The organism is Tropicimonas sp. TH_r6 (genome assembly GCF_033101155.1).
Classification (GTDB): domain Bacteria; phylum Pseudomonadota; class Alphaproteobacteria; order Rhodobacterales; family Rhodobacteraceae; genus Tropicimonas.
The window spans coordinates 20,736-38,113 of sequence record NZ_JAWMPX010000006.1 but is presented as its reverse complement, the minus strand read 5'-3'; the positions used below and the strand labels follow the sequence as shown (position 1 = coordinate 38,113).

The 17,378-nt window shown below is 64.5% G+C and carries 16 protein-coding genes; 15 read left to right on the top strand and 1 reads right to left on the bottom strand.

All coding sequences use genetic code 11. From position 1 onward, the window contains the following. Nucleotides 1-61 precede the first annotated feature (61 nt). From R3X27_RS07995 to murD, 5 genes are all read left to right on the top strand, one after another. Nucleotides 62-1,549: a UDP-N-acetylmuramoyl-L-alanyl-D-glutamate--2,6-diaminopimelate ligase gene (locus tag R3X27_RS07995; protein ID WP_317708320.1), complete on the top strand. Its 1,488-nt coding sequence runs from the start codon at nucleotides 62-64 to the stop codon at nucleotides 1,547-1,549. After that, complete coding sequence (locus R3X27_RS07990; protein WP_317708319.1) at nucleotides 1,546-2,967, top strand: UDP-N-acetylmuramoyl-tripeptide--D-alanyl-D-alanine ligase; 1,422 nt, start codon at nucleotides 1,546-1,548, stop codon at nucleotides 2,965-2,967. Before R3X27_RS07995 ends, R3X27_RS07990 begins: the two co-directional genes overlap by 4 nt. Before the next feature lie 15 nt (nucleotides 2,968-2,982). Continuing rightward, nucleotides 2,983-4,065: a phospho-N-acetylmuramoyl-pentapeptide-transferase gene (gene mraY, locus R3X27_RS07985; protein ID WP_317708318.1), complete on the top strand. Its 1,083-nt coding sequence runs from the start codon at nucleotides 2,983-2,985 to the stop codon at nucleotides 4,063-4,065. 25 nt (nucleotides 4,066-4,090) lie between these two features. Further along, a complete protein-coding gene (locus R3X27_RS07980) occupies nucleotides 4,091-4,744 on the top strand; it encodes an SDR family NAD(P)-dependent oxidoreductase (protein WP_317708317.1) in 654 nt (217 codons plus the stop codon). 100 nt (nucleotides 4,745-4,844) lie between these two features. Continuing rightward, the gene (gene murD, locus R3X27_RS07975; RefSeq protein WP_317708316.1) at nucleotides 4,845-6,251 is read left to right on the top strand and encodes a UDP-N-acetylmuramoyl-L-alanine--D-glutamate ligase; all 1,407 of its coding nucleotides are present in this window, start codon (nucleotides 4,845-4,847) and stop codon (nucleotides 6,249-6,251) included. 83 nt (nucleotides 6,252-6,334) lie between these two features. On the opposite strand, the gene R3X27_RS07970 is transcribed toward murD, so the two are convergent. Next, on the bottom strand, nucleotides 6,335-7,522 hold the full coding sequence (locus tag R3X27_RS07970) for an NAD(P)/FAD-dependent oxidoreductase (protein WP_317708315.1): 1,188 nt from the start codon (nucleotides 7,520-7,522) through the stop codon (nucleotides 6,335-6,337). Between the two features lie 154 nt (nucleotides 7,523-7,676). Between R3X27_RS07970 and R3X27_RS07965 the strand changes: the two genes are divergently transcribed. The 10 genes from R3X27_RS07965 to R3X27_RS07920 all read left to right on the top strand — a co-directional run bounded on the left by R3X27_RS07965 (nucleotide 7,677) and on the right by R3X27_RS07920 (nucleotide 17,370). Further along, complete coding sequence (locus tag R3X27_RS07965; protein WP_317708314.1) at nucleotides 7,677-8,843, top strand: putative peptidoglycan glycosyltransferase FtsW; 1,167 nt, start codon at nucleotides 7,677-7,679, stop codon at nucleotides 8,841-8,843. Continuing rightward, nucleotides 8,843-9,952: a UDP-N-acetylglucosamine--N-acetylmuramyl-(pentapeptide) pyrophosphoryl-undecaprenol N-acetylglucosamine transferase gene (locus R3X27_RS07960; RefSeq protein WP_317708313.1), complete on the top strand. Its 1,110-nt coding sequence runs from the start codon at nucleotides 8,843-8,845 to the stop codon at nucleotides 9,950-9,952. Before R3X27_RS07965 ends, R3X27_RS07960 begins: the two co-directional genes overlap by 1 nt. Nucleotides 9,953-9,968: 16 nt before the next feature. Then, the gene (gene murC, locus R3X27_RS07955) at nucleotides 9,969-11,369 is read left to right on the top strand and encodes a UDP-N-acetylmuramate--L-alanine ligase (RefSeq protein ID WP_317708312.1); all 1,401 of its coding nucleotides are present in this window, start codon (nucleotides 9,969-9,971) and stop codon (nucleotides 11,367-11,369) included. A gap of 43 nt (nucleotides 11,370-11,412) precedes the next feature. Further along, the gene (locus tag R3X27_RS07950) at nucleotides 11,413-11,688 is read left to right on the top strand and encodes a DUF2484 family protein (RefSeq protein WP_317708311.1); all 276 of its coding nucleotides are present in this window, start codon (nucleotides 11,413-11,415) and stop codon (nucleotides 11,686-11,688) included. Continuing rightward, nucleotides 11,685-11,942 carry a DUF2484 family protein gene (locus tag R3X27_RS07945; RefSeq protein ID WP_317708310.1) on the top strand — a complete coding sequence of 86 codons (258 nt, stop codon included), beginning with the start codon at nucleotides 11,685-11,687 and terminating at the stop codon, nucleotides 11,940-11,942. Before R3X27_RS07950 ends, R3X27_RS07945 begins: the two co-directional genes overlap by 4 nt. 17 nt (nucleotides 11,943-11,959) lie before the next feature. Further along, the gene (gene murB / locus R3X27_RS07940; RefSeq protein ID WP_317708309.1) at nucleotides 11,960-12,892 is read left to right on the top strand and encodes a UDP-N-acetylmuramate dehydrogenase; all 933 of its coding nucleotides are present in this window, start codon (nucleotides 11,960-11,962) and stop codon (nucleotides 12,890-12,892) included. A gap of 96 nt (nucleotides 12,893-12,988) precedes the next feature. After that, nucleotides 12,989-13,903 (top strand): D-alanine--D-alanine ligase, encoded by a 915-nt coding sequence (locus R3X27_RS07935; protein ID WP_317708308.1) that lies wholly within the window; start codon nucleotides 12,989-12,991, stop codon nucleotides 13,901-13,903. After that, complete coding sequence (locus tag R3X27_RS07930) at nucleotides 13,891-14,775, top strand: cell division protein FtsQ/DivIB (protein WP_317708307.1); 885 nt, start codon at nucleotides 13,891-13,893, stop codon at nucleotides 14,773-14,775. Before R3X27_RS07935 ends, R3X27_RS07930 begins: the two co-directional genes overlap by 13 nt. Then, complete coding sequence (ftsA, locus tag R3X27_RS07925) at nucleotides 14,772-16,106, top strand: cell division protein FtsA (RefSeq protein ID WP_317708306.1); 1,335 nt, start codon at nucleotides 14,772-14,774, stop codon at nucleotides 16,104-16,106. Before R3X27_RS07930 ends, ftsA begins: the two co-directional genes overlap by 4 nt. 130 nt (nucleotides 16,107-16,236) lie before the next feature. Continuing rightward, nucleotides 16,237-17,370, top strand: a complete 1,134-nt coding sequence (locus R3X27_RS07920; protein WP_317708305.1) for a porin — start codon at nucleotides 16,237-16,239, stop codon at nucleotides 17,368-17,370. Nucleotides 17,371-17,378 lie beyond the last annotated feature (8 nt).

Genomic DNA, 17,378 nt, shown 5'->3' with positions numbered 1-17,378 from the left:
GACCAAAAGGGGCGGCAGAATTTGCGCGTCCCATGGGCGCGTCAGAACGAAGGGGGCAGGCATGAGTGAGATCGCCACGAAATCGCTGGCCGAGCTTGGGCTGACCGCCCAGGGCGGGGCCGAAGCGCGGATCACCGGGCTTGCGGTGGACAGTCGCCAGGTCGAGCCGGGCTTTCTCTTCGCTGCGCTGCCGGGGACCAAGGTCCATGGCGGCGAGTTCATCCAATACGCGCTGCGCATGGAGGCCGGGGCCATCCTGACCGATGCCGAGGGCGCGCGCATTGCACAGGCCGAGTTGGGCGCAAGCCCGACCGCGCTTGTCGTGGTCGAGGATCCCCGCGCGGCCCTGTCCGGCGCCTGCGCGCTCTGGTTCGCGGCGCAGCCGGAGGTGATGGTCGCCGTGACCGGCACCAACGGAAAGACCTCTGTGGCCAGCTTTACGAGACAGATCTGGGAGGCGCTCGGCTTCTCGGCGATCAATCTCGGCACGACCGGCGTCGAGGGCGCCTGGGAAGCGCCGCTCGCCCATACCACGCCGGAGCCGATCACGTTGCACAGCACGCTGGCCGGCGCTGTTGCCGAAGGCATCACCCATGCCGCGATGGAGGCCTCTTCGCACGGGTTGGCGCAGAAACGGCTCGACGGTGTGCACCTTGCGGCGGCCGGATTTACCAATCTCACCCAAGATCATCTCGACTATCACGATGATTTTGAAGACTATTTCTCCGCGAAGGCGGGGCTCTTCTCTCGTGTGCTCGACGATGACGGCGTCGCAGTGATCCAGACCGATGGCCCCTATGGCGCCCGGATGGCAGAGGTCGCCGAGTCCGCGGGCCAGGAAGTGATCCGCACCGGGCGCGGCGAGGACACCCATTTGCGTCTGCTCGGATTGCGGTTCGACAATACCGGGCAGGATCTCCGATTCTCCTGGAACGGCTTGCCGCATCAGACACGGTTGAAACTGATTGGCGGCTTCCAGTCCGAGAACGTGCTCGTCGCCGCGGGCCTCGCGATCGCTGCCGGGTGCGAGCCGCAGGAGGTCTTCGACGCCCTGCCGCAGCTCACCGGCGTGCGCGGTCGCATGCAACTTGCCGCCACACGGGACAATGGCGCGCCGGTCTTCGTCGATTACGCCCATACGCCCGACGCATTGGCCACCGCGCTCAAGGCGCTGCGCCCGCATGTCATGGGCCGGCTTGTCTGTGTCTTCGGCGCGGGCGGCGATCGGGACATGTCCAAGCGCGTGTTGATGGGCGAAGCGGTGGCCGAGCAGGCAGATCTCGGCATCGTTACGGACGACAATCCCCGCTCCGAGGACCCGGCGGCCATCCGCGCCATGGTCAAGGCCGGCTGCCCCGAGGCGACCGAAGTGGGCGACCGCGCCGAGGCGATCCTGCGCGGCGTGGATGCGCTCGGGCCGGGCGACGCGCTGCTGATCGCCGGCAAGGGGCACGAGACGGGGCAGACTGTGGGGGATGTGGTCTATCCTTTTGACGACGTTGAACAGGCCTCGGTTGCCGTGGCCGCGCTGGACGGACATCTGACATGAGCGATATTCTCTGGACCTCCGAAGACGCAGCCGCCGCCACCGGGGGCCGCGCGCCCACGCCCTGGCAGGCGAGCTCCGTCTCCATCGACACCCGCACGCTCGAACCCGGCGCACTCTTTGTGGCGCTCAAGGATGTGCGCGATGGCCATGACTTCGTGGCCCAGGCGCTGGAGGCGGGTGCCGCCGCCGCGCTGGTCGATCGCGTGCCGGAGGGCGTGTCGGAGGATGCGCCGCTGCTGATCGTAGAAGATGTTCTCGAGGGGCTGGAAGCGCTTGGCGTTGCCGCCCGGGCACGGACGAAGGCGAAGGTGATTGGTATCACCGGCTCCGTTGGCAAGACGTCGACCAAGGAGATGCTGCGCGCGATCCTCAGCCGCCAAGGCAAGACCCATGCCGCCGAGAAGAGCTACAACAACCACTGGGGCGTTCCGCTCACGCTCGCCCGCATGCCGGCCGATGCCGACTATGCGGTGATCGAGATCGGCATGAACCATCCCGGCGAGATCGCCCCGCTGGCGAAGCTCGCGGATCTCGATGCTGCCATGGTCACCATCGTCGCCCCGGCCCATCTCGAAGCCTTCGAAAATGTCGAGGGGATCGCCCGCGAGAAGGCCACGATCCTCGAGGGGCTCCGTCCCGGCGGCCCGGCCATCCTGAATGCCGACCTTGACACGAGCCCTCTTCTCTTCGATGCCGCCCGCGCCAAGGGCGCCGATATCATGGGCTTCGGCGAAAAAGGCATCGATGCCGAACTGATCCATGTGCTCCAGCAGGACGGCCAGACCATGGTCCAGGCGCGTATCTCCGGCCCGAACGGCGCGTCGCATCCGGTTGTGTTCAAGCTGCAAACCCCGGGACGGCATTTTGCGATGAACGGTCTGGGCGCGTTGGCGGCCGCGAGTGCGGTTGGGGCCGATCTTGCCATTGCGGCCCATGATCTCGGCCTCTGGCTGCCGTTCGAGGGGCGCGGTGCGCGCGAGACCATTCTGCTCGATCCGGTCGAGGAGGTCGGGTTCGATCTCATCGACGACAGCTACAATGCCAACCCGGCCTCTGTCGGCGCAGCACTGGACATGCTGGCCACGACAGCGCCCAAGGGCCGCCGCATCGCCATTCTTGGCGATATGCTGGAGCTGGGTGCAAGCGAGATTGAACTGCACGCGGCCCTGGCCGACCATCCCGCCATGGCGGGCATCGCGCAGGTCCATTGCGTCGGCCCCCGGTCCCGCGCGCTCTGGGAGGCGCTGCCCGCACGCCAGCAGGGCAGGTGGTGCGAGGAAAGCACCGAGATGGCCGCAAAATTTCATGAATGCGTCGCCCCCGGCGACATCGTGCTCGTCAAGGGCTCGCTGGGCATCCGTCTGGCGCGGGTCGTTGACGCCATCCGAAAACTGGGCCAATCGGAGCCCGGCAAATAAAAAGAGGCAGAGCAAATGCTCTATTGGCTGACGAATTTTTCCGATGGCGGCGACGTCTTCAACCTGTTCCGGTATATCACCTTCCGCACCGGCGCGGCGTTTTTCACGGCGCTGATCTTCGGCTTCCTGTTCGGTCGACCACTGATCGACCTGCTGCGCCGCAAGCAGGGCAAGGGCCAGCCGATCCGGGAAGACGGTCCGGAGGGGCATTTCGTCAAGGCCGGGACACCGACCATGGGCGGGGTGTTGATCCTCGGCGCGGTCGTCTTCTCGACGCTGCTCTGGGCGCGGCTCGACAATCCTTACGTCTGGATTGTCCTGATGGTGACGATTGGCTTCGGTGCCATCGGCTTCGCGGATGATTATGCCAAGGTCTCGAAGAACAACACGGCGGGTGTTCCCGGCCGGGTTCGCCTCGGCCTCGGCTTTGTGATTGCCGCCATTGCCAGCGGCATCGCCGCCTGGTTTCATCCGGCGGATCTGACCAACCAACTCGCCCTGCCGGTCTTCAAGGATGCCCTGATAAACATGGGCTTCCTTTTTATCCCCTTTGCCATGATCGTCATCGTGGGCGCAGCCAATGCGGTGAACCTCACAGACGGGCTGGACGGGCTGGCCATCATGCCAGTGATGATTGCCGCCGGCACGCTGGGCATCATCGCCTATTTCGTCGGCCGCTCGGACTTCACCGAATATCTTGGCCTGCACTACGTTCCCGGCACTGGTGAGTTGATCATCTTCGTGGCAGGGCTGATTGGCGGCGGGCTTGGCTTCCTGTGGTACAACGCGCCGCCTGCGGCCGTCTTCATGGGCGATACCGGCAGCCTCGCGCTTGGCGGCGCGCTCGGTGCCATCGCGGTTTCGACCAAACACGAGATCGTGCTGGCCATTGTCGGCGGTCTGTTCGTCGCTGAGGCGCTGTCGGTCATCATCCAGGTCGCTTATTTCAAGCGCACCGGGAAGAGGGTTTTCCTCATGGCTCCGATCCACCATCATTTCGAGAAGCGCGGCTGGGCAGAGCCGCAGATCGTTATCCGCTTCTGGATCATCTCGCTGATCCTTGGTCTGATCGGCCTTGCGACGCTGAAGATCCGCTGAGGCATCAGGCTCGGAGGGCAGGAAAATGGCCAAGGCCGCTCTGGTAACTGGTGGAAATCGTGGCATCGGGCGCGCCATCGCGGCGGGACTCGTTGCGAAAGGTTGCGGAGTCACCATTACAGCGCGCGGCCGGGCAGAAGGCGCCGAGGCGGCAGCCGCGCTTGGCTGCGATTGGGCGATGGCTGACCTGCTGCGCCCCGACACGCTGCGCCAGTTTGACGGCGCCAGGTTCGACATCCTCGTCAACAATGCTGGGATCCTGCCTCAAGGCTCGCTTTTGGAGAACCCGCAGGGCTATTTCGATGCCATGGCGGTGATGGTTGACGGACCCTTTCGTCTCACTCTCGCGCTTGCGCCCGGTATGGCCGCGCGGGGCTTCGGGCGCATCGTCAACCTCTCTTCCGGCTGGGGCGCCTTTTCTGAGGGCCTTGGCGGGCCGAACGCCTACGGCATCGCGAAGGCGGCGCTCAATGCACAGACCAAGGCGTTGGCCCGCGACCTGCCGGATTGTGTCAAGATCAATGCCATGTGCCCTGGCTGGGTGCGGACCCGCATGGGCGGCGAGGGCGCGCGCCTCAGTGTCGAGGAGGGGGCGGACACCGCGCTCTGGCTCGCGATGTTGCCTGAGAACGGCCCGACCGGCGGGTTCTTCCGTCGCCGCAAGGAAATCCCGTGGTAGCGGGCCTTGGCCTTTCCACCCGACTGCGCGCGCTTGCGCGCGCCACCGCCCGTCGAGCTCTGCTCGCGGGCAAGCCCTCGATAACGACAGGAGATACACGATGATACCGGTTCGCGGCGTCGAAGGACAGAAGATCGCCGTGCTCGGTCTGGGCCGGTCCGGCCTCGCCGCCGCACGCGCCATTGCAGCCGGTGGCGGTCACCCGCTCTGTTGGGACGACGGTGCCTCCGGGCGCGGGCGCGCCGAGGAAGAGGGGTTCGAGCTGCGTGATGTCTCCCGTCCGGGCGGGCTTGACGGTGTCAGCTTGCTCGTCACATCGCCCGGCATCCCGCATCTCTATCCGGCCCCTCACAAGGCAATCGCCGCAGCACTCGACGCCGGCGTGCCGGTCGACAATGACATCGGCCTCTTCTTCCGCTCTCTTGCCATTGGCGATTGGGATCGCTTCGACACCATCCCGAAGGTCATTGCCGTCACCGGCTCGAACGGGAAATCCACAACCTCGGCGCTCATCGCCCATTTGCTGGAAGCCGCAGGCCGATCTGTTCAGCTCGCTGGCAATATCGGCCGCGGCGTGCTCGATATCGACCCGCCCGAGGATGGCGGCGTCGTCGTGATCGAACTGAGCTCCTACCAGACGGATCTCGCCCGGTCGTTGACCCCGGATGTGGCCGTCTTCACCAATCTCTCGCCGGATCATCTCGACCGTCATGGCGGCTATGGCGGGTATTTCGCCGCCAAGCGTCGACTCTTTTCCGAAGGCGGTCCGGACCGGGCGGTGGTTGGTGTGGACGAGCCCGAGGGGCGCTTCCTCGCCGGGCAACTCACCGAAGGGGCCGCTGACGACAGGGTGATACGCGTTTCCTCTGGGCGCAAACTCTCCGGACCGGGCTGGAATGTCTTCGCACGGAAAGGGTTTCTGGCCGAGTACCGCAAGGGGCGGCAGGCGGCTTCGATTGACTTGCGTGGCGTGCGTGGCCTCCCCGGTGCGCATAACCACCAGAATGCTTGCGCGGCCTATGCGGTGCTGCGCTCCTTCGGAATCGCACCGCGCGTGATCGAGGCAGGGCTGGCGAGCTATCCTGGCTTGCCACATCGCAGTCAACATGTGGGCGAGAAGGGGGGCGTGGCCTTCGTCAACGATTCCAAGGCGACCAATGTCGACAGCGCGGTTCAGGCCTTGCAGGCCTTCCAAAATATCCGCTGGATCTGTGGAGGGTTGGAGAAGGACGGCGGGTTGGCGGCGCTCCATCCGTATCTTGGCAACGTAGCCAAGGCCTATGTGATCGGCCGCGAGGCGGAGCATTTCGCGCTCGGGCTGGGCGAAGGGGTCGACTGCGAGATCTGTGGCACGATGGAGGTGGCGGTCGCGCGGGCCGTCGCGGAGGCGCAACCGGGCGAGACGGTCCTGTTGGCACCGGCAGCCGCGAGTTTCGATCAGTATAACAGTTTCGAGACCCGCGGTGAGGACTTCATGCAACGGGTCAGGGCGATCCTGGAAGGGTAGGGCCGGCTGTTCGATTGCGCGCCTACGGCGCATTCTTCATGAGCCCTTCGGGCCGCAACTGCTTTTAGCTTTACCGCTGCCGATCACGTCGCGGCGATGGCTGTGGCGGTGGCATGGGCGCTGGACCAGGCCCATTGGAAATTGTAGCCGCCGAGCCAGCCGGTCACATCAACGCATTCGCCGATGAAGTAGAGGCCGGGGCATTTCCTGGCTTCCATGGTTCGGGACGAGAGTTCGTCCGTGTCGATGCCGCCGAGGGTAACTTCGGCTGTTCGGTAGCCTTCGCTGCCTGTGGGCGTGAGTTGCCAGTCGGTCAGATGACTGACGAGGTGCTGAAGGGCTTTGTCCGATTGGTCAGCGAGGTTGCCGGTGAGGCCGCTCTGCTCGGCAATGAGGGTGGCGAGGCGACTTGGAAGATGCTCCGAGAGGTGCCGGGAGAGGGACTTGCGGCCGTCGATCTGGCGGCGGGCGCGGAGGGTTTCATAGAAGTCGACATCGGGACGCAGGCGCATGGAGAGCGCATCGCCCTCGCGCCAGAAAGAGGAGATCTGCAGGATGGCGGGGCCGGAGAGACCGCGATGGGTGAAGAGCAGCGCTTCGCGGAACCCTGTGCCGTTGCAGGTGATCTCGGCGTCGCAGGACAGGCCCGCGAGGGATTTGAGATGTTCGAGGGTCGGACCGCCGAAGGTGAGCGGGACAAGCGCCGGGCGGGTCTCGGTCTGGTCGAGGCCGAAGCGCTCGGCGATGCGGTAGGCGAGCCCGGTGGCGCCCATCTTCGGGATCGACTTGCCACCCGTGGCGACGACAAGCGCGCGGCTCTCAACTTCGATGACCTTGCCATTCCGGGTCAACTGGCAGCGAAAACGGCCATCGGAATGGGAGATCTCGCCGATCTCGGTCTGCAGCCAGATCTCGGCGCCGGCCGTGCGGCATTCAGCCAAAAGCATCTCGATGATCTGTTTTGCGCTGTCATCGCAGAAGAGTTGCCCGAGGGTCTTCTCATGCCAGCCGATGCCGTGGCGCTGGACGAGATCGAGGAAATCCCACTGCGTGTAGCGGCTCAGCGCCGATTTGCAGAAATGCGGATTGGCGGAGAGGAAATTCTCCGGCCCGGCATGGAGATTGGTGAAATTGCAGCGCCCGCCGCCCGAAATCCGGATCTTCTCGCCCGGCGCTTTCGCGTGATCCACGACGAGGCAACGGCCGGGGCCTTGCGCGGCACAGAAGAGGCCGGCCGCGCCGGCGCCAAGGATCAAGGTGTCGATTTTCATGCCGGTCTCAGAGCATGCGCCGCGTTGGCCCGCAAGTCCCGGCCAGGAAATCCCGGCATTTACGTCATTTGGCTGGAAAAAAAGCCAGCGGGCGCGTAGACTGGCCGGTGAGACCCGGAAAACCGGGCAGATGAGGCAGTGTGGCGGATATTCCATGACAGAGATGGTCTATGGTACCGCGCCCATGCGCGCGGGGGAGCCTGTTCTCCCGCGGTGGTGGCGTACGGTCGACAAGTGGACGATGTCAGCAATCCTGATGCTCTTTGGCGTCGGGCTGCTGCTGGGGCTGGCTGCGTCGCCACCGCTGGCGGCGCGTAACGGGCTGGGATCGTTCCATTATGTCGAGCGACAGCTTTTCTTTGGCGGGCTGGCCATCGTCACGATGCTGCTGACCTCGATGATGTCGCCGGCACTGGTTCGACGCCTTGCGGTGCTTGGCTTCATTGCCGCCTTCATCTCGCTGGCGCTGCTGCCCTTCTTCGGGACCGATTTCGGCAAGGGGGCGGTGCGCTGGTACTCCTTCGGCTTTGCCTCGGTCCAACCCTCGGAGTTTCTCAAGCCGGTCTTCGTCGTCTTCGCGGGCTGGCTGATGGCGGCGAGCCAGGAGGTTGGCGGCCCCCCGGGCAAGTCTTTCTCCTTCCTGCTCGTGTGCACCATTGTCGGCCTGCTCGCCATGCAGCCCGATTTCGGGCAGGCGGCGCTGACGATGTTTGCCTGGGGCGTGATGTATTTCGTCGCCGGGGCACCGATCGTGCTGCTGCTCTGCATTGCAGGCGGCGTGGTCGGGTTCGGTTTCTTCGCCTATGGGGCGTCGGAGCATTTCGCCCGCCGGATCGACGGCTTTCTCAACCCGGAGATCGACCCGCGCACCCAGCTTGGCTATGCGACCAATGCAATTCAGGAGGGTGGCTTCTTCGGGGTCGGTGTCGGGGAGGGGCAGGTGAAATGGTCGCTGCCGGACGCGCATACCGATTTCATCATCGCCGTTGCGGCAGAGGAATACGGGCTCGTGCTCGTCCTGTTCATCATCCTGCTTTACACCGTAGTTGTCGTCCGCTCGCTCTTCCGCCTCATGCGCGAGCGTGACCCGTTCATCCGGCTCGCCGGGACCGGGCTGGTCTGCATGTTCGGTGTTCAGGCGATGATCAATATGGGCGTCGCGGTGCGTCTCTTGCCGGCAAAAGGAATGACGTTGCCCTTCGTGTCCTATGGCGGCTCTTCGCTGATCGCGGGGGGGATTGCAGTCGGCATGCTTCTGGCATTTACCCGGACCCGCCCGCAGGGCGAAATTGCGGACGTCTTCCAACGCAGGGGGCACTGATGGCCCAACCTCTGATCATCATCGCGGCTGGCGGCACGGGCGGGCACATGTTCCCCGCCCAGGCGCTGGCTGAAGCGCTGCTGTTGCGCGGCTGGCGTGTCCGGCTTTCGACCGATGCGCGTGGCGCGCGCTACGCGGGCGGCTTTCCCGATGCGGTTGAGATCGTCGAGGTCGGCTCGGCAACCTTCGCGCGCGGCGGGTTGCTTGCGAAGGCGCTGGTCCCGTTTCGCATCCTTGGTGGCGTCATCGGCGCAAGCTTTCGTATGCTGCGCGAGAAACCGGCCATTGTCGTCGGCTTCGGCGGTTATCCGACCATCCCCGCCATGTCCGCGGCCTGGCTTCTGCGTCTGCCGCGCATGATCCATGAGCAGAATGGCGTGCTTGGGCGGGTCAACGAGGTCTTCGTCAAACGGGTGAATGCGGTTGCCTGCGGGACATGGCCGACCAGCTTGCCCGACGGCGTCGAGGCTGTGCATACCGGCAACCCAGTGCGCAGCGCGGTCATGGAGCGGGCTGGCGCGGGGTATATCGCGCCGGGCGACTATCCGATGGAACTGCTTGTCATTGGCGGAAGCCAGGGCGCGCGGATCCTGTCCGATATCGTCCCGCCCGCCATTGCTGCCTTGCCGATGAACCTTTTGCAACATCTTCGCGTGTCCCATCAGGCGCGCGGGGAGGATGAGGAGCGGGTCGCAACCTATTACGCAGAGCACGCGATCTCAGCCGATGTGCAGCCGTTCTTCGTCGATGTTCCGCGCAGGATGTCCGAGGCGCAGCTTGTCATTTCCCGATCCGGAGCGTCCTCGGTCGCCGATATCGCGGTCATTGGCCGTCCCGCGATCCTGGTGCCTTATGCGGTTGCCGCCGGAGACCACCAGACGGCCAATGCGCGCGGTCTGGCCGAGGCGGAAGCCGCCGTCGTGATCCCGGAATCCCGGCTTGAAGTCGAGACACTTTCCGAGCAGATACGCGCGATCCTGGAAACCCCGAAAGCCGCGATGCAGATGGCCTTGAATGCCCTTACCCAGGGTCGGCCGGATGCCACGGAACGCCTTGTCGAGATGGTCGAAACCCTCTCCGGACATGCCGGCGACGCAGAGAAGAATTGACGGACGGAAGCAAGCCATGAACGCAGCAGTCACCAAACTCCCCACCGATGTCGGGCCGATCCATTTTGTCGGCATTGGCGGCATCGGCATGTCCGGCATCGCCGAGGTTCTGCTGAACCACGGTTATTCCGTCCAGGGGTCGGACCTGAAGCCGTCGAAGATCACCGAGCGACTTGAGCGCCTCGGCGCGAAGGTTTTCATAGGCCAGGTCGCCGAGAACCTCGAAGGGGCGGAGGTGGTCGTCATCTCTTCGGCGATCAAGCCGGGCAATCCCGAGCTTGACGGTGCGCGCCTGCGCGGGCTGCCGGTCGTGCGGCGCGCCGAGATGCTGGCCGAGTTGATGCGCCTGAAGTCGAACATCGCCATCGCCGGCACCCATGGCAAGACGACGACCACCACCATGGTCGCCACCCTTCTGGACGCTGGCGGCATCGACCCGACGGTGATCAATGGCGGCATCATCCACGCCTATGGCTCCAATGCGCGGGCCGGGCAGGGCGAATGGATGGTCGTCGAGGCCGACGAGAGCGACGGCACGTTCAACCGCCTTCCGGCCACCGTCGCGATCATCACCAATATCGACCCCGAGCATATGGAACATTGGGGCACGATCGAGAACCTGCGCGAAGGCTTCAAGACTTTCGTCGAGAATATCCCCTTCTACGGCGTTGCCATCTGCTGCACGGATCACCCCGAGGTACAGGCGCTTGTCGGCAGGATCTCCGATCGCCGCATCGTCACTTACGGGTTCAACGCCCAGGCCGATGTCCGCGCGGTCAACCTGCACTACAAAGCGGGCATCGCGCATTTCGATGTCGAGCTGAAAGGCGACGACATGGTCATCGAGGGCTGCACCCTGCCGATGCCGGGCGATCACAACGTCTCCAACGCCCTGTCTGCCATCGCCGTGGCCCGCCATCTCGGCATGAAGGCCGACGAAATCCGCGAAGCACTGGCCAATTTCGGCGGCGTTAACCGACGGTTTACCAAGGTAGGCGAAGTCAACGGTGTGACCATCATCGACGATTACGGCCATCACCCGGTCGAGATCGCGGCGGTGCTCAAGGCGGCGCGACAGGCCAGCGAGGGCCGCGTGATCGCCGTGCACCAACCGCATCGATACTCGCGGCTCGCGAGCCTCTTCGATGACTTCTGCGCCTGCTTCAACGAGGCGGACGTGGTTGGCATTGCCGAGGTCTTCGCCGCGGGCGAGGCGCCCATCGAGGGCGCGGACCGGGATGCGCTGGTCGCGGGTCTGATCCGCCACGGGCACCGCCACGCTCGGGCGCTCCTGAGCGAAGATGACCTCGTGCGGCTTGTGCGCGAACAGACCCAGCCGGGCGACATGGTGGTCTGCCTCGGCGCCGGCACGATCAGCGCCTGGGCCAATGCCCTGCCGGACCGCCTGCAGGAATGATTGCAACTCCCGGCCCCTTGCGGCCGGATCGGGGAGGAAACAGATGAGCGTCCTGATCCTTGCATGTCTCTGGGTGCTGGCGGCCGCGGCGGTTGCCATGCTGCCGCTGCGCTATCAATACCTGCCGGGTATCGCGCTGCTGCTCTGCGCCGTCGTGCTGATCTGGCAGATCGGCGCGACCTATGGCCTGCTGCCGCTGTCGCTCGCGGCCGTGGCGGTGGTGTCGATGTTCCGCAAACCGCTGCGCTACCTTGTGCTGCGCCTGATCGGGCGCTCGCGCGAAGAGGCGCTGAGCGGCGTCCATAGCGCAGCACCGTGAACCTCTCTCTGATCCTTGCTTGTCTTTGGGTCGTGGCGGCCACGCTGATCGCCATGCTGCCCTCGCGCCGCCAGCACTGGCCGCAAGCCTATGGGCTGATTGCCATCGGGATCCCGTTGCTTGGCTTCGTGACCTGGCAGAACGGGCCATTGATCGGGCTGTTCGTCCTGCTGGCCGGTGCCTCGATCCTGCGCTGGCCGTTGATTTATCTCTGGCGATGGGCGAAAGGGCTGTTCGGAGAAGAAACCACCTGACCGCCCCGGAGGCCGCCATGCCCCAGCCCGACGCTATCGATATCCGCGGAACGCTGACCCGCAACCGTCCGCTGGACAGCCTGACCTGGTTGCGCGTCGGCGGACCGGCCGAGTGGCTCTTCCAGCCGGCTGATCGCGAGGACCTTTGCGGCTTTCTGGCGGCGCTTGACGCGGATGTGCCCGTCTTTCCCATGGGGGTGGGGTCGAACCTCATCGTGCGGGATGGCGGTATTCGCGGCGTAGTGATCCGGCTGGGGCGTGGATTCAATCAGATCGCCTGTGATGAAGGGATCGTGATAGCCGGCGCGGCGGCGCTGGACGCCCATGTTGCGCGCAAGGCGGCTGAAGCGGGACTGGATCTGACCTTTCTTCGGACGATTCCGGGCGCGATTGGGGGGGCAGTTCGAATGAATGCGGGCTGTTACGGTGCGTATGTCGCAGACCACCTGGTCGAGGCGGAAGCGGTCTCGCGCGAGGGGATCCTCGTCCAGCTCACACCCGATATGTTGGATTTTGAATATCGCTCCACGCAGTTGCCGCGCGGCTGGGTGATTGTCTCGGCCCGGTTCAAGGCCGCGCCGTGCGATCCGGAGGCGCTTGCCGCGCGGATGGCAGACCAGATTGCGCGCCGGGACGCGACGCAGCCCACGAAGGATCGCTCCGCTGGCTCCACTTTCCGAAATCCGGCCGGGTTCAGCTCAACCGGCAAGGCAGATGATAGCCATGATTTGAAGGCCTGGAAGGTGATCGACGATGCCGGCATGCGTGGCGCCTGCCTCGGCGGCGCGCAAATGTCCGAGAAACACCCGAATTTCCTTCTCAACGCGAAGCAGGCAACAGCCGCCGAACTCGAGGGACTTGGCGAAAAGGTCAGGAAAAAGGTTTACCAAAACAGCGGAATAGAGCTAGAATGGGAAATCATGAGGGTCGGTGAACCGGCCCCGGAATGACGCCGGCGTCAATAAGCCGAAAAAATGGGCAGTGAAACCGTGACAGTCGCGGAATTCACATGAAAAATCGGGCTAAATGCCCGGAAAGAGGCGGGAATGTCGAGCAGGGCATCCCAAAGGGTAGCGGTCCTTCTCGGAGGGCCTTCGGCGGAGCGTGAGGTTTCGCTCTCCACCGGGCGTGAATGCGCGGCTGCGCTACGGGGCGAAGGATTTGATGTTGTCGAGCTGGACGCCGGTCCGGACCTTGCGGCGCGCCTGATCGAGGCCGCGCCAGACGTCGTGTTCAATGCGCTGCACGGGCGGTGGGGCGAGGATGGTTGTGTGCAGGGCATGCTCGAATGGATGCGCATCCCCTATACCCATTCCGGCGTCCTCGCATCGGCCCTGGCGCTGGACAAGCAGCGTTCCAAGGAGACCTACAAGGCGGCCGGCTTGCCGGTGGTCGAGAGCGTTCTGGCTGGCGCGGCGGAGGTGCGGATGCGCCACGTGATGGCGCCGCCCTATGTCGTGAAGCCGAACAACGAGGGATCGTCGGTCGGGGTATATATCGTGCATGACGGGGCCAACGGGCCGCCGAAGCTGGACGATGCCATGCCTGAAGAGGTGATGGTCGAGAGTTTCGCGCCGGGGCGCGAGTTGACCACGACCGTGATGGGCGACCGGGCGCTGACGGTGACCGATATCATCACCGAGGGCTGGTACGATTACGACGCGAAATACAAGCCGGGCGGTTCGCGCCACGAGGTGCCGGCCGATCTGCCCTCCGAGGTTTTCGACGCCTGCATGGACTACGCCCTGCGTGCCCATGAGGCGCTTGGCTGTCGCGGCATTTCGCGGACCGATTTCCGTTGGGATGAGGCGCAGGGGCTGGACGGGCTGATCCTGCTCGAAACCAATACGCAACCCGGGATGACCCCGACCTCGCTTTCGCCGGAACAGGCGGCGTCGGTCGGGATCTCCTTTGGCGCTCTGTGCCGCTGGCTGGTGGAGGATGCATCGTGCAATCGGTGACCCCGCCACAGTCCACGCGTGACCCGGCGCCGTCCCGGTTTTCCTACCGGCTGAACCGCTGGATGCTGACGCCTTTCTATCGGCGTGCGCTTCGGAGCGGGGTTCCGGCCATGCTGATGGTCGGGGCAGTTGTCTGGTACGTGTCGGACGAGGCGCGGGTGACGCAAATTACCGATACAGTTCGCGAGGCGCGGGAGGCGATCGAGGAACGGCCGGAATTCATGGTCAAGGTGATGTCGGTCGAGGGAGCTTCACCGGAACTCGCGGCGGCGGTGCGCAACGAATTGGCGTTGCGACTGCCGATGTCGAGCTTCGAGATGGATCTCGACGCGATGCGGCTGAATGTCGAGGCGTTCAATGCCGTGGCCAGCGCCACATTGCGGATCCGGTCTGGCGGTGTCCTTGCCGTGGAAATCACGGAGCGGCAGCCGGCGGTTCTTTGGCGCCATGCCGACGGGCTAACCCTGCTCGACGCGGGCGGGCACATGGTGGCCGGCGCGTCGCTGCGGGCGGATTGGCCGGATCTTCCGGTGGTCGCGGGGATCGGCGCGGAGGCGGCCGTGCCGGAGGCGTTGGAGTTGATCGCGGCCGCTGCGCCGCTGAAGGCGCGCCTGCGCGGGCTGGTCCGGATGGGCGAGCGCCGTTGGGACGTTGTTCTGGATCGCGGTCAGCGTTTGCTTCTGCCCGAGGCGGAACCGGTCGAGGCCTTGGAGCGGCTCATCGCGCTCAATGCGGGCCGATCCATGCTGCAACGCGACATAACCGTGGTCGACTTTCGAAATCCGCGTCGCCCGACGGTGCGGCTGAACACGAACGCCATCCATGAACTGCAAACGATAAGAGACATAGAGTCCGGAGACCTGGCAAGATGACCGAGCTGTACCAGACCCAACGCAGCATGCGCCGCATGCGCAAACAGGCGATGGATCGCGGCGTGATCGCGATCCTCGATGTTGGCACCTCGAAGATCGGGTGCCTTGTGCTTCGGTTTGACGGCTCCGAGAAGTTTCTCGGCGCTGACGGTGTCGGCTCGCTGGCCGGGCAGTCGAGCTTCCGGGTGATTGGCGCGGCAACGACTCGGTCGCGCGGTGTCACCTTCGGCGAGATCGACGCCATGCAGGAGACCGAGCGCGCCATTCGCACCGCCGTGCAGGCCGCGCAGAAGATGGCCAATGTCCGCGTCGACCATGTCATCGCCTGTTTTGCCGGCGCGCGGCCGCGCAGCTACGGGCTGGACGGACAGACCGAGTTGGCCGACAGCATCGTGACGGAAAATGACGTCGCGCGTGTTCTCGCCGCCTGCGACGTGCCCGATTACGGGCGCGAGCGGGAAGTGCTGCACGCGCAGCCGGTCAATTTCGCCATCGACCACCGTTCCGGCCTCAGCGATCCACGCGGCCAGATGGGCAATTCGCTGGCGGTCGACATGCACCTGCTGACCGTCGATAGCTCGGCGGTCCAGAACCTTCTGTATTGCATCAAACGGTGCGATCTCGAACTTGCGGGGCTTGCCTCCTCTTCTTATGTGTCCGGTATTTCCGCGCTGGTCGAAGACGAGCAGGAGCTGGGCGCGGCCTGTGTCGATCTCGGCGGCGGGGCGACCGGCGTGTCGATCTTCATCAAGAAGCACATGATCTTCTCCGATTCCGTGCGGATTGGCGGCGACCACATCACCCAGGATATTTCCAAGGGGTTGAAGGTGCCGTTGAACGTGGCGGAACGGATCAAGACCTTCTATGGCGGCGTCATGGCCACCGGGATGGATGATCGCGAGATGATCGAGATCGGCGGCGATACCGGCGACTGGGAGTTGGACCGGCGCACTGTCAGCCGCGCCGAGCTGATCGGGATCATGCGCCCGCGTGTCGAGGAGATCCTCGAAGAGGTGCGTGTCCGGCTCGACGGCGCGGGATTCGACCAGCTTCCCGCGCAGCAGATCGTGCTGACGGGCGGCGGCAGCCAGATCCCCGGTCTCGACGGGCTGGCCTCGCGCATCCTCGGCCAGCAGGTCCGGCTTGGCCGACCGCTGCGGGTGCAGGGTTTGCCGCAGGCGGCGACCGGACCGGCCTTCTCCTCGGCTGTCGGCCTGTGCCTTTTCGCGGCGCATCCGCAAGACGAGTGGTGGGATTTCGACGTGCCGGCCGACCGGTACCCGGCCCGCTCGCTCAAGCGCGCGGTGAAGTGGTTCCGCGACAACTGGTGAATCCGCAACAGTCTGAGCGGCGCGTTCGGGCCGCTCTCTCCGATTGAGGCGAACTGTCCTATCCTGCGCTCGCTTCCACTGCCGTGATTGCAACGGAAGGAAGGCCACTCGTCAGGAAGGGATTGAAAAGATGCCTGCAGTTTCCCGTCTCGCCATATTATGTGTCGGTGCTCTTGGTATCGCCCCGCAGGTGATCGCCAATCCGCTCGCCTATGAGAATGATGGCGGCGGCTCTGTGCTCGCCTATGGACAGCTTTCCCCTGCCTGGGTCGGATTCGACGATGGGGAGGAGACCTATTCCAACCTGACCGACAATGCGCATTCCAACACGCGGGTCGGCATTTTCATCGACCAGGATTTCGCCAATGGCGCGGCGCTGCGGTTCAATTTCGAAACCGCGCTTGGCCTGCCGAGTTCAGCCGCATTCAGCCAGGAGTTTGATCCGGTCTGGGAATGGGACAAGACAAAGCTCCGCAAGATCGAGGTGAAATACTCCGATAGCTGGGGCGCTCTCTGGATCGGGCAAGGGGAAATGGCCACGGACGGCGCCAGTTCCGCGAATCTCTCCGAGGTAACCATCGCTTCCAGTCGGACGGTCGCCGATACGGCAGGCGGCTATTTTTTCCGCACCAAGGATGGGGAACTGTCCGACGTAAAGATTTCCCAAAGCCACCGCAAATGGGACGGCTCACGGCGATTGCGCGTCCGCTATGACACGCCGCGCTTCGGTGGGACGGATGGGGATAAGGGGTTCTACCTGTCCACGTCCTACGGCGTGGAAGCGCTCGATGACGAGAACGACAACACCTATTATGACATTGCAGCGCGCTTTGATGACAAGCTCGGCGATTGGGGCCTGAAGGCTAGCATTGGCTACGGCTGGATCGAGGACGATTCCGATACCTCGGAATACTGGAGCGGCGCGGTGTCGACCATCCACCTGCCTACCGGGTTGAACGGCACGATTGCCGGCGGCAGCGATCCCGGCACTGGTGGAACCTTCTTCTATACCAAGGCCGGGTGGTTGGCGCGGGATCTCGTGAGTGTCGGCGCGACCGGGTTTGGCGTCGACTACTACGAAGGTCGAGATACAGCCTACGAGGGCGTTGAATCCGGGAAATGGGGTGTCCACGCGGTCCAGTATTTCTCCGATCTGAATCTCGAAGCTTACCTCGCCTACGAAGTCTATACGCTCGAGGACGATACCGGCGTTTCCTACCAGGATGCGTCCGCGACCATGGCCGGCATTCGCTGGAAATTCTGAAACCGACC

What these genes read in the sequence shown, in the direction of transcription:
- R3X27_RS07995 (WP_317708320.1), top strand. Translation starts at nt 62, where the DNA reads ATGAGTGAGATCGCCACGAAATCGCTGGCCGAGCTTGGGCTGACCGCC.
- R3X27_RS07990 (WP_317708319.1), top strand. Translation starts at nt 1,546, where the DNA reads ATGAGCGATATTCTCTGGACCTCCGAAGACGCAGCCGCCGCCACCGGG.
- mraY (WP_317708318.1), top strand. Translation starts at nt 2,983, where the DNA reads ATGCTCTATTGGCTGACGAATTTTTCCGATGGCGGCGACGTCTTCAAC.
- R3X27_RS07980 (WP_317708317.1), top strand. Translation starts at nt 4,091, where the DNA reads ATGGCCAAGGCCGCTCTGGTAACTGGTGGAAATCGTGGCATCGGGCGC.
- murD (WP_317708316.1), top strand. Translation starts at nt 4,845, where the DNA reads ATGATACCGGTTCGCGGCGTCGAAGGACAGAAGATCGCCGTGCTCGGT.
- R3X27_RS07970 (WP_317708315.1), bottom strand. Translation starts at nt 7,522, where the DNA reads ATGAAAATCGACACCTTGATCCTTGGCGCCGGCGCGGCCGGCCTCTTC.
- R3X27_RS07965 (WP_317708314.1), top strand. Translation starts at nt 7,677, where the DNA reads ATGACAGAGATGGTCTATGGTACCGCGCCCATGCGCGCGGGGGAGCCT.
- R3X27_RS07960 (WP_317708313.1), top strand. Translation starts at nt 8,843, where the DNA reads ATGGCCCAACCTCTGATCATCATCGCGGCTGGCGGCACGGGCGGGCAC.
- murC (WP_317708312.1), top strand. Translation starts at nt 9,969, where the DNA reads ATGAACGCAGCAGTCACCAAACTCCCCACCGATGTCGGGCCGATCCAT.
- R3X27_RS07950 (WP_317708311.1), top strand. Translation starts at nt 11,413, where the DNA reads ATGAGCGTCCTGATCCTTGCATGTCTCTGGGTGCTGGCGGCCGCGGCG.
- murB (WP_317708309.1), top strand. Translation starts at nt 11,960, where the DNA reads ATGCCCCAGCCCGACGCTATCGATATCCGCGGAACGCTGACCCGCAAC.
- R3X27_RS07935 (WP_317708308.1), top strand. Translation starts at nt 12,989, where the DNA reads ATGTCGAGCAGGGCATCCCAAAGGGTAGCGGTCCTTCTCGGAGGGCCT.
- ftsA (WP_317708306.1), top strand. Translation starts at nt 14,772, where the DNA reads ATGACCGAGCTGTACCAGACCCAACGCAGCATGCGCCGCATGCGCAAA.
- R3X27_RS07920 (WP_317708305.1), top strand. Translation starts at nt 16,237, where the DNA reads ATGCCTGCAGTTTCCCGTCTCGCCATATTATGTGTCGGTGCTCTTGGT.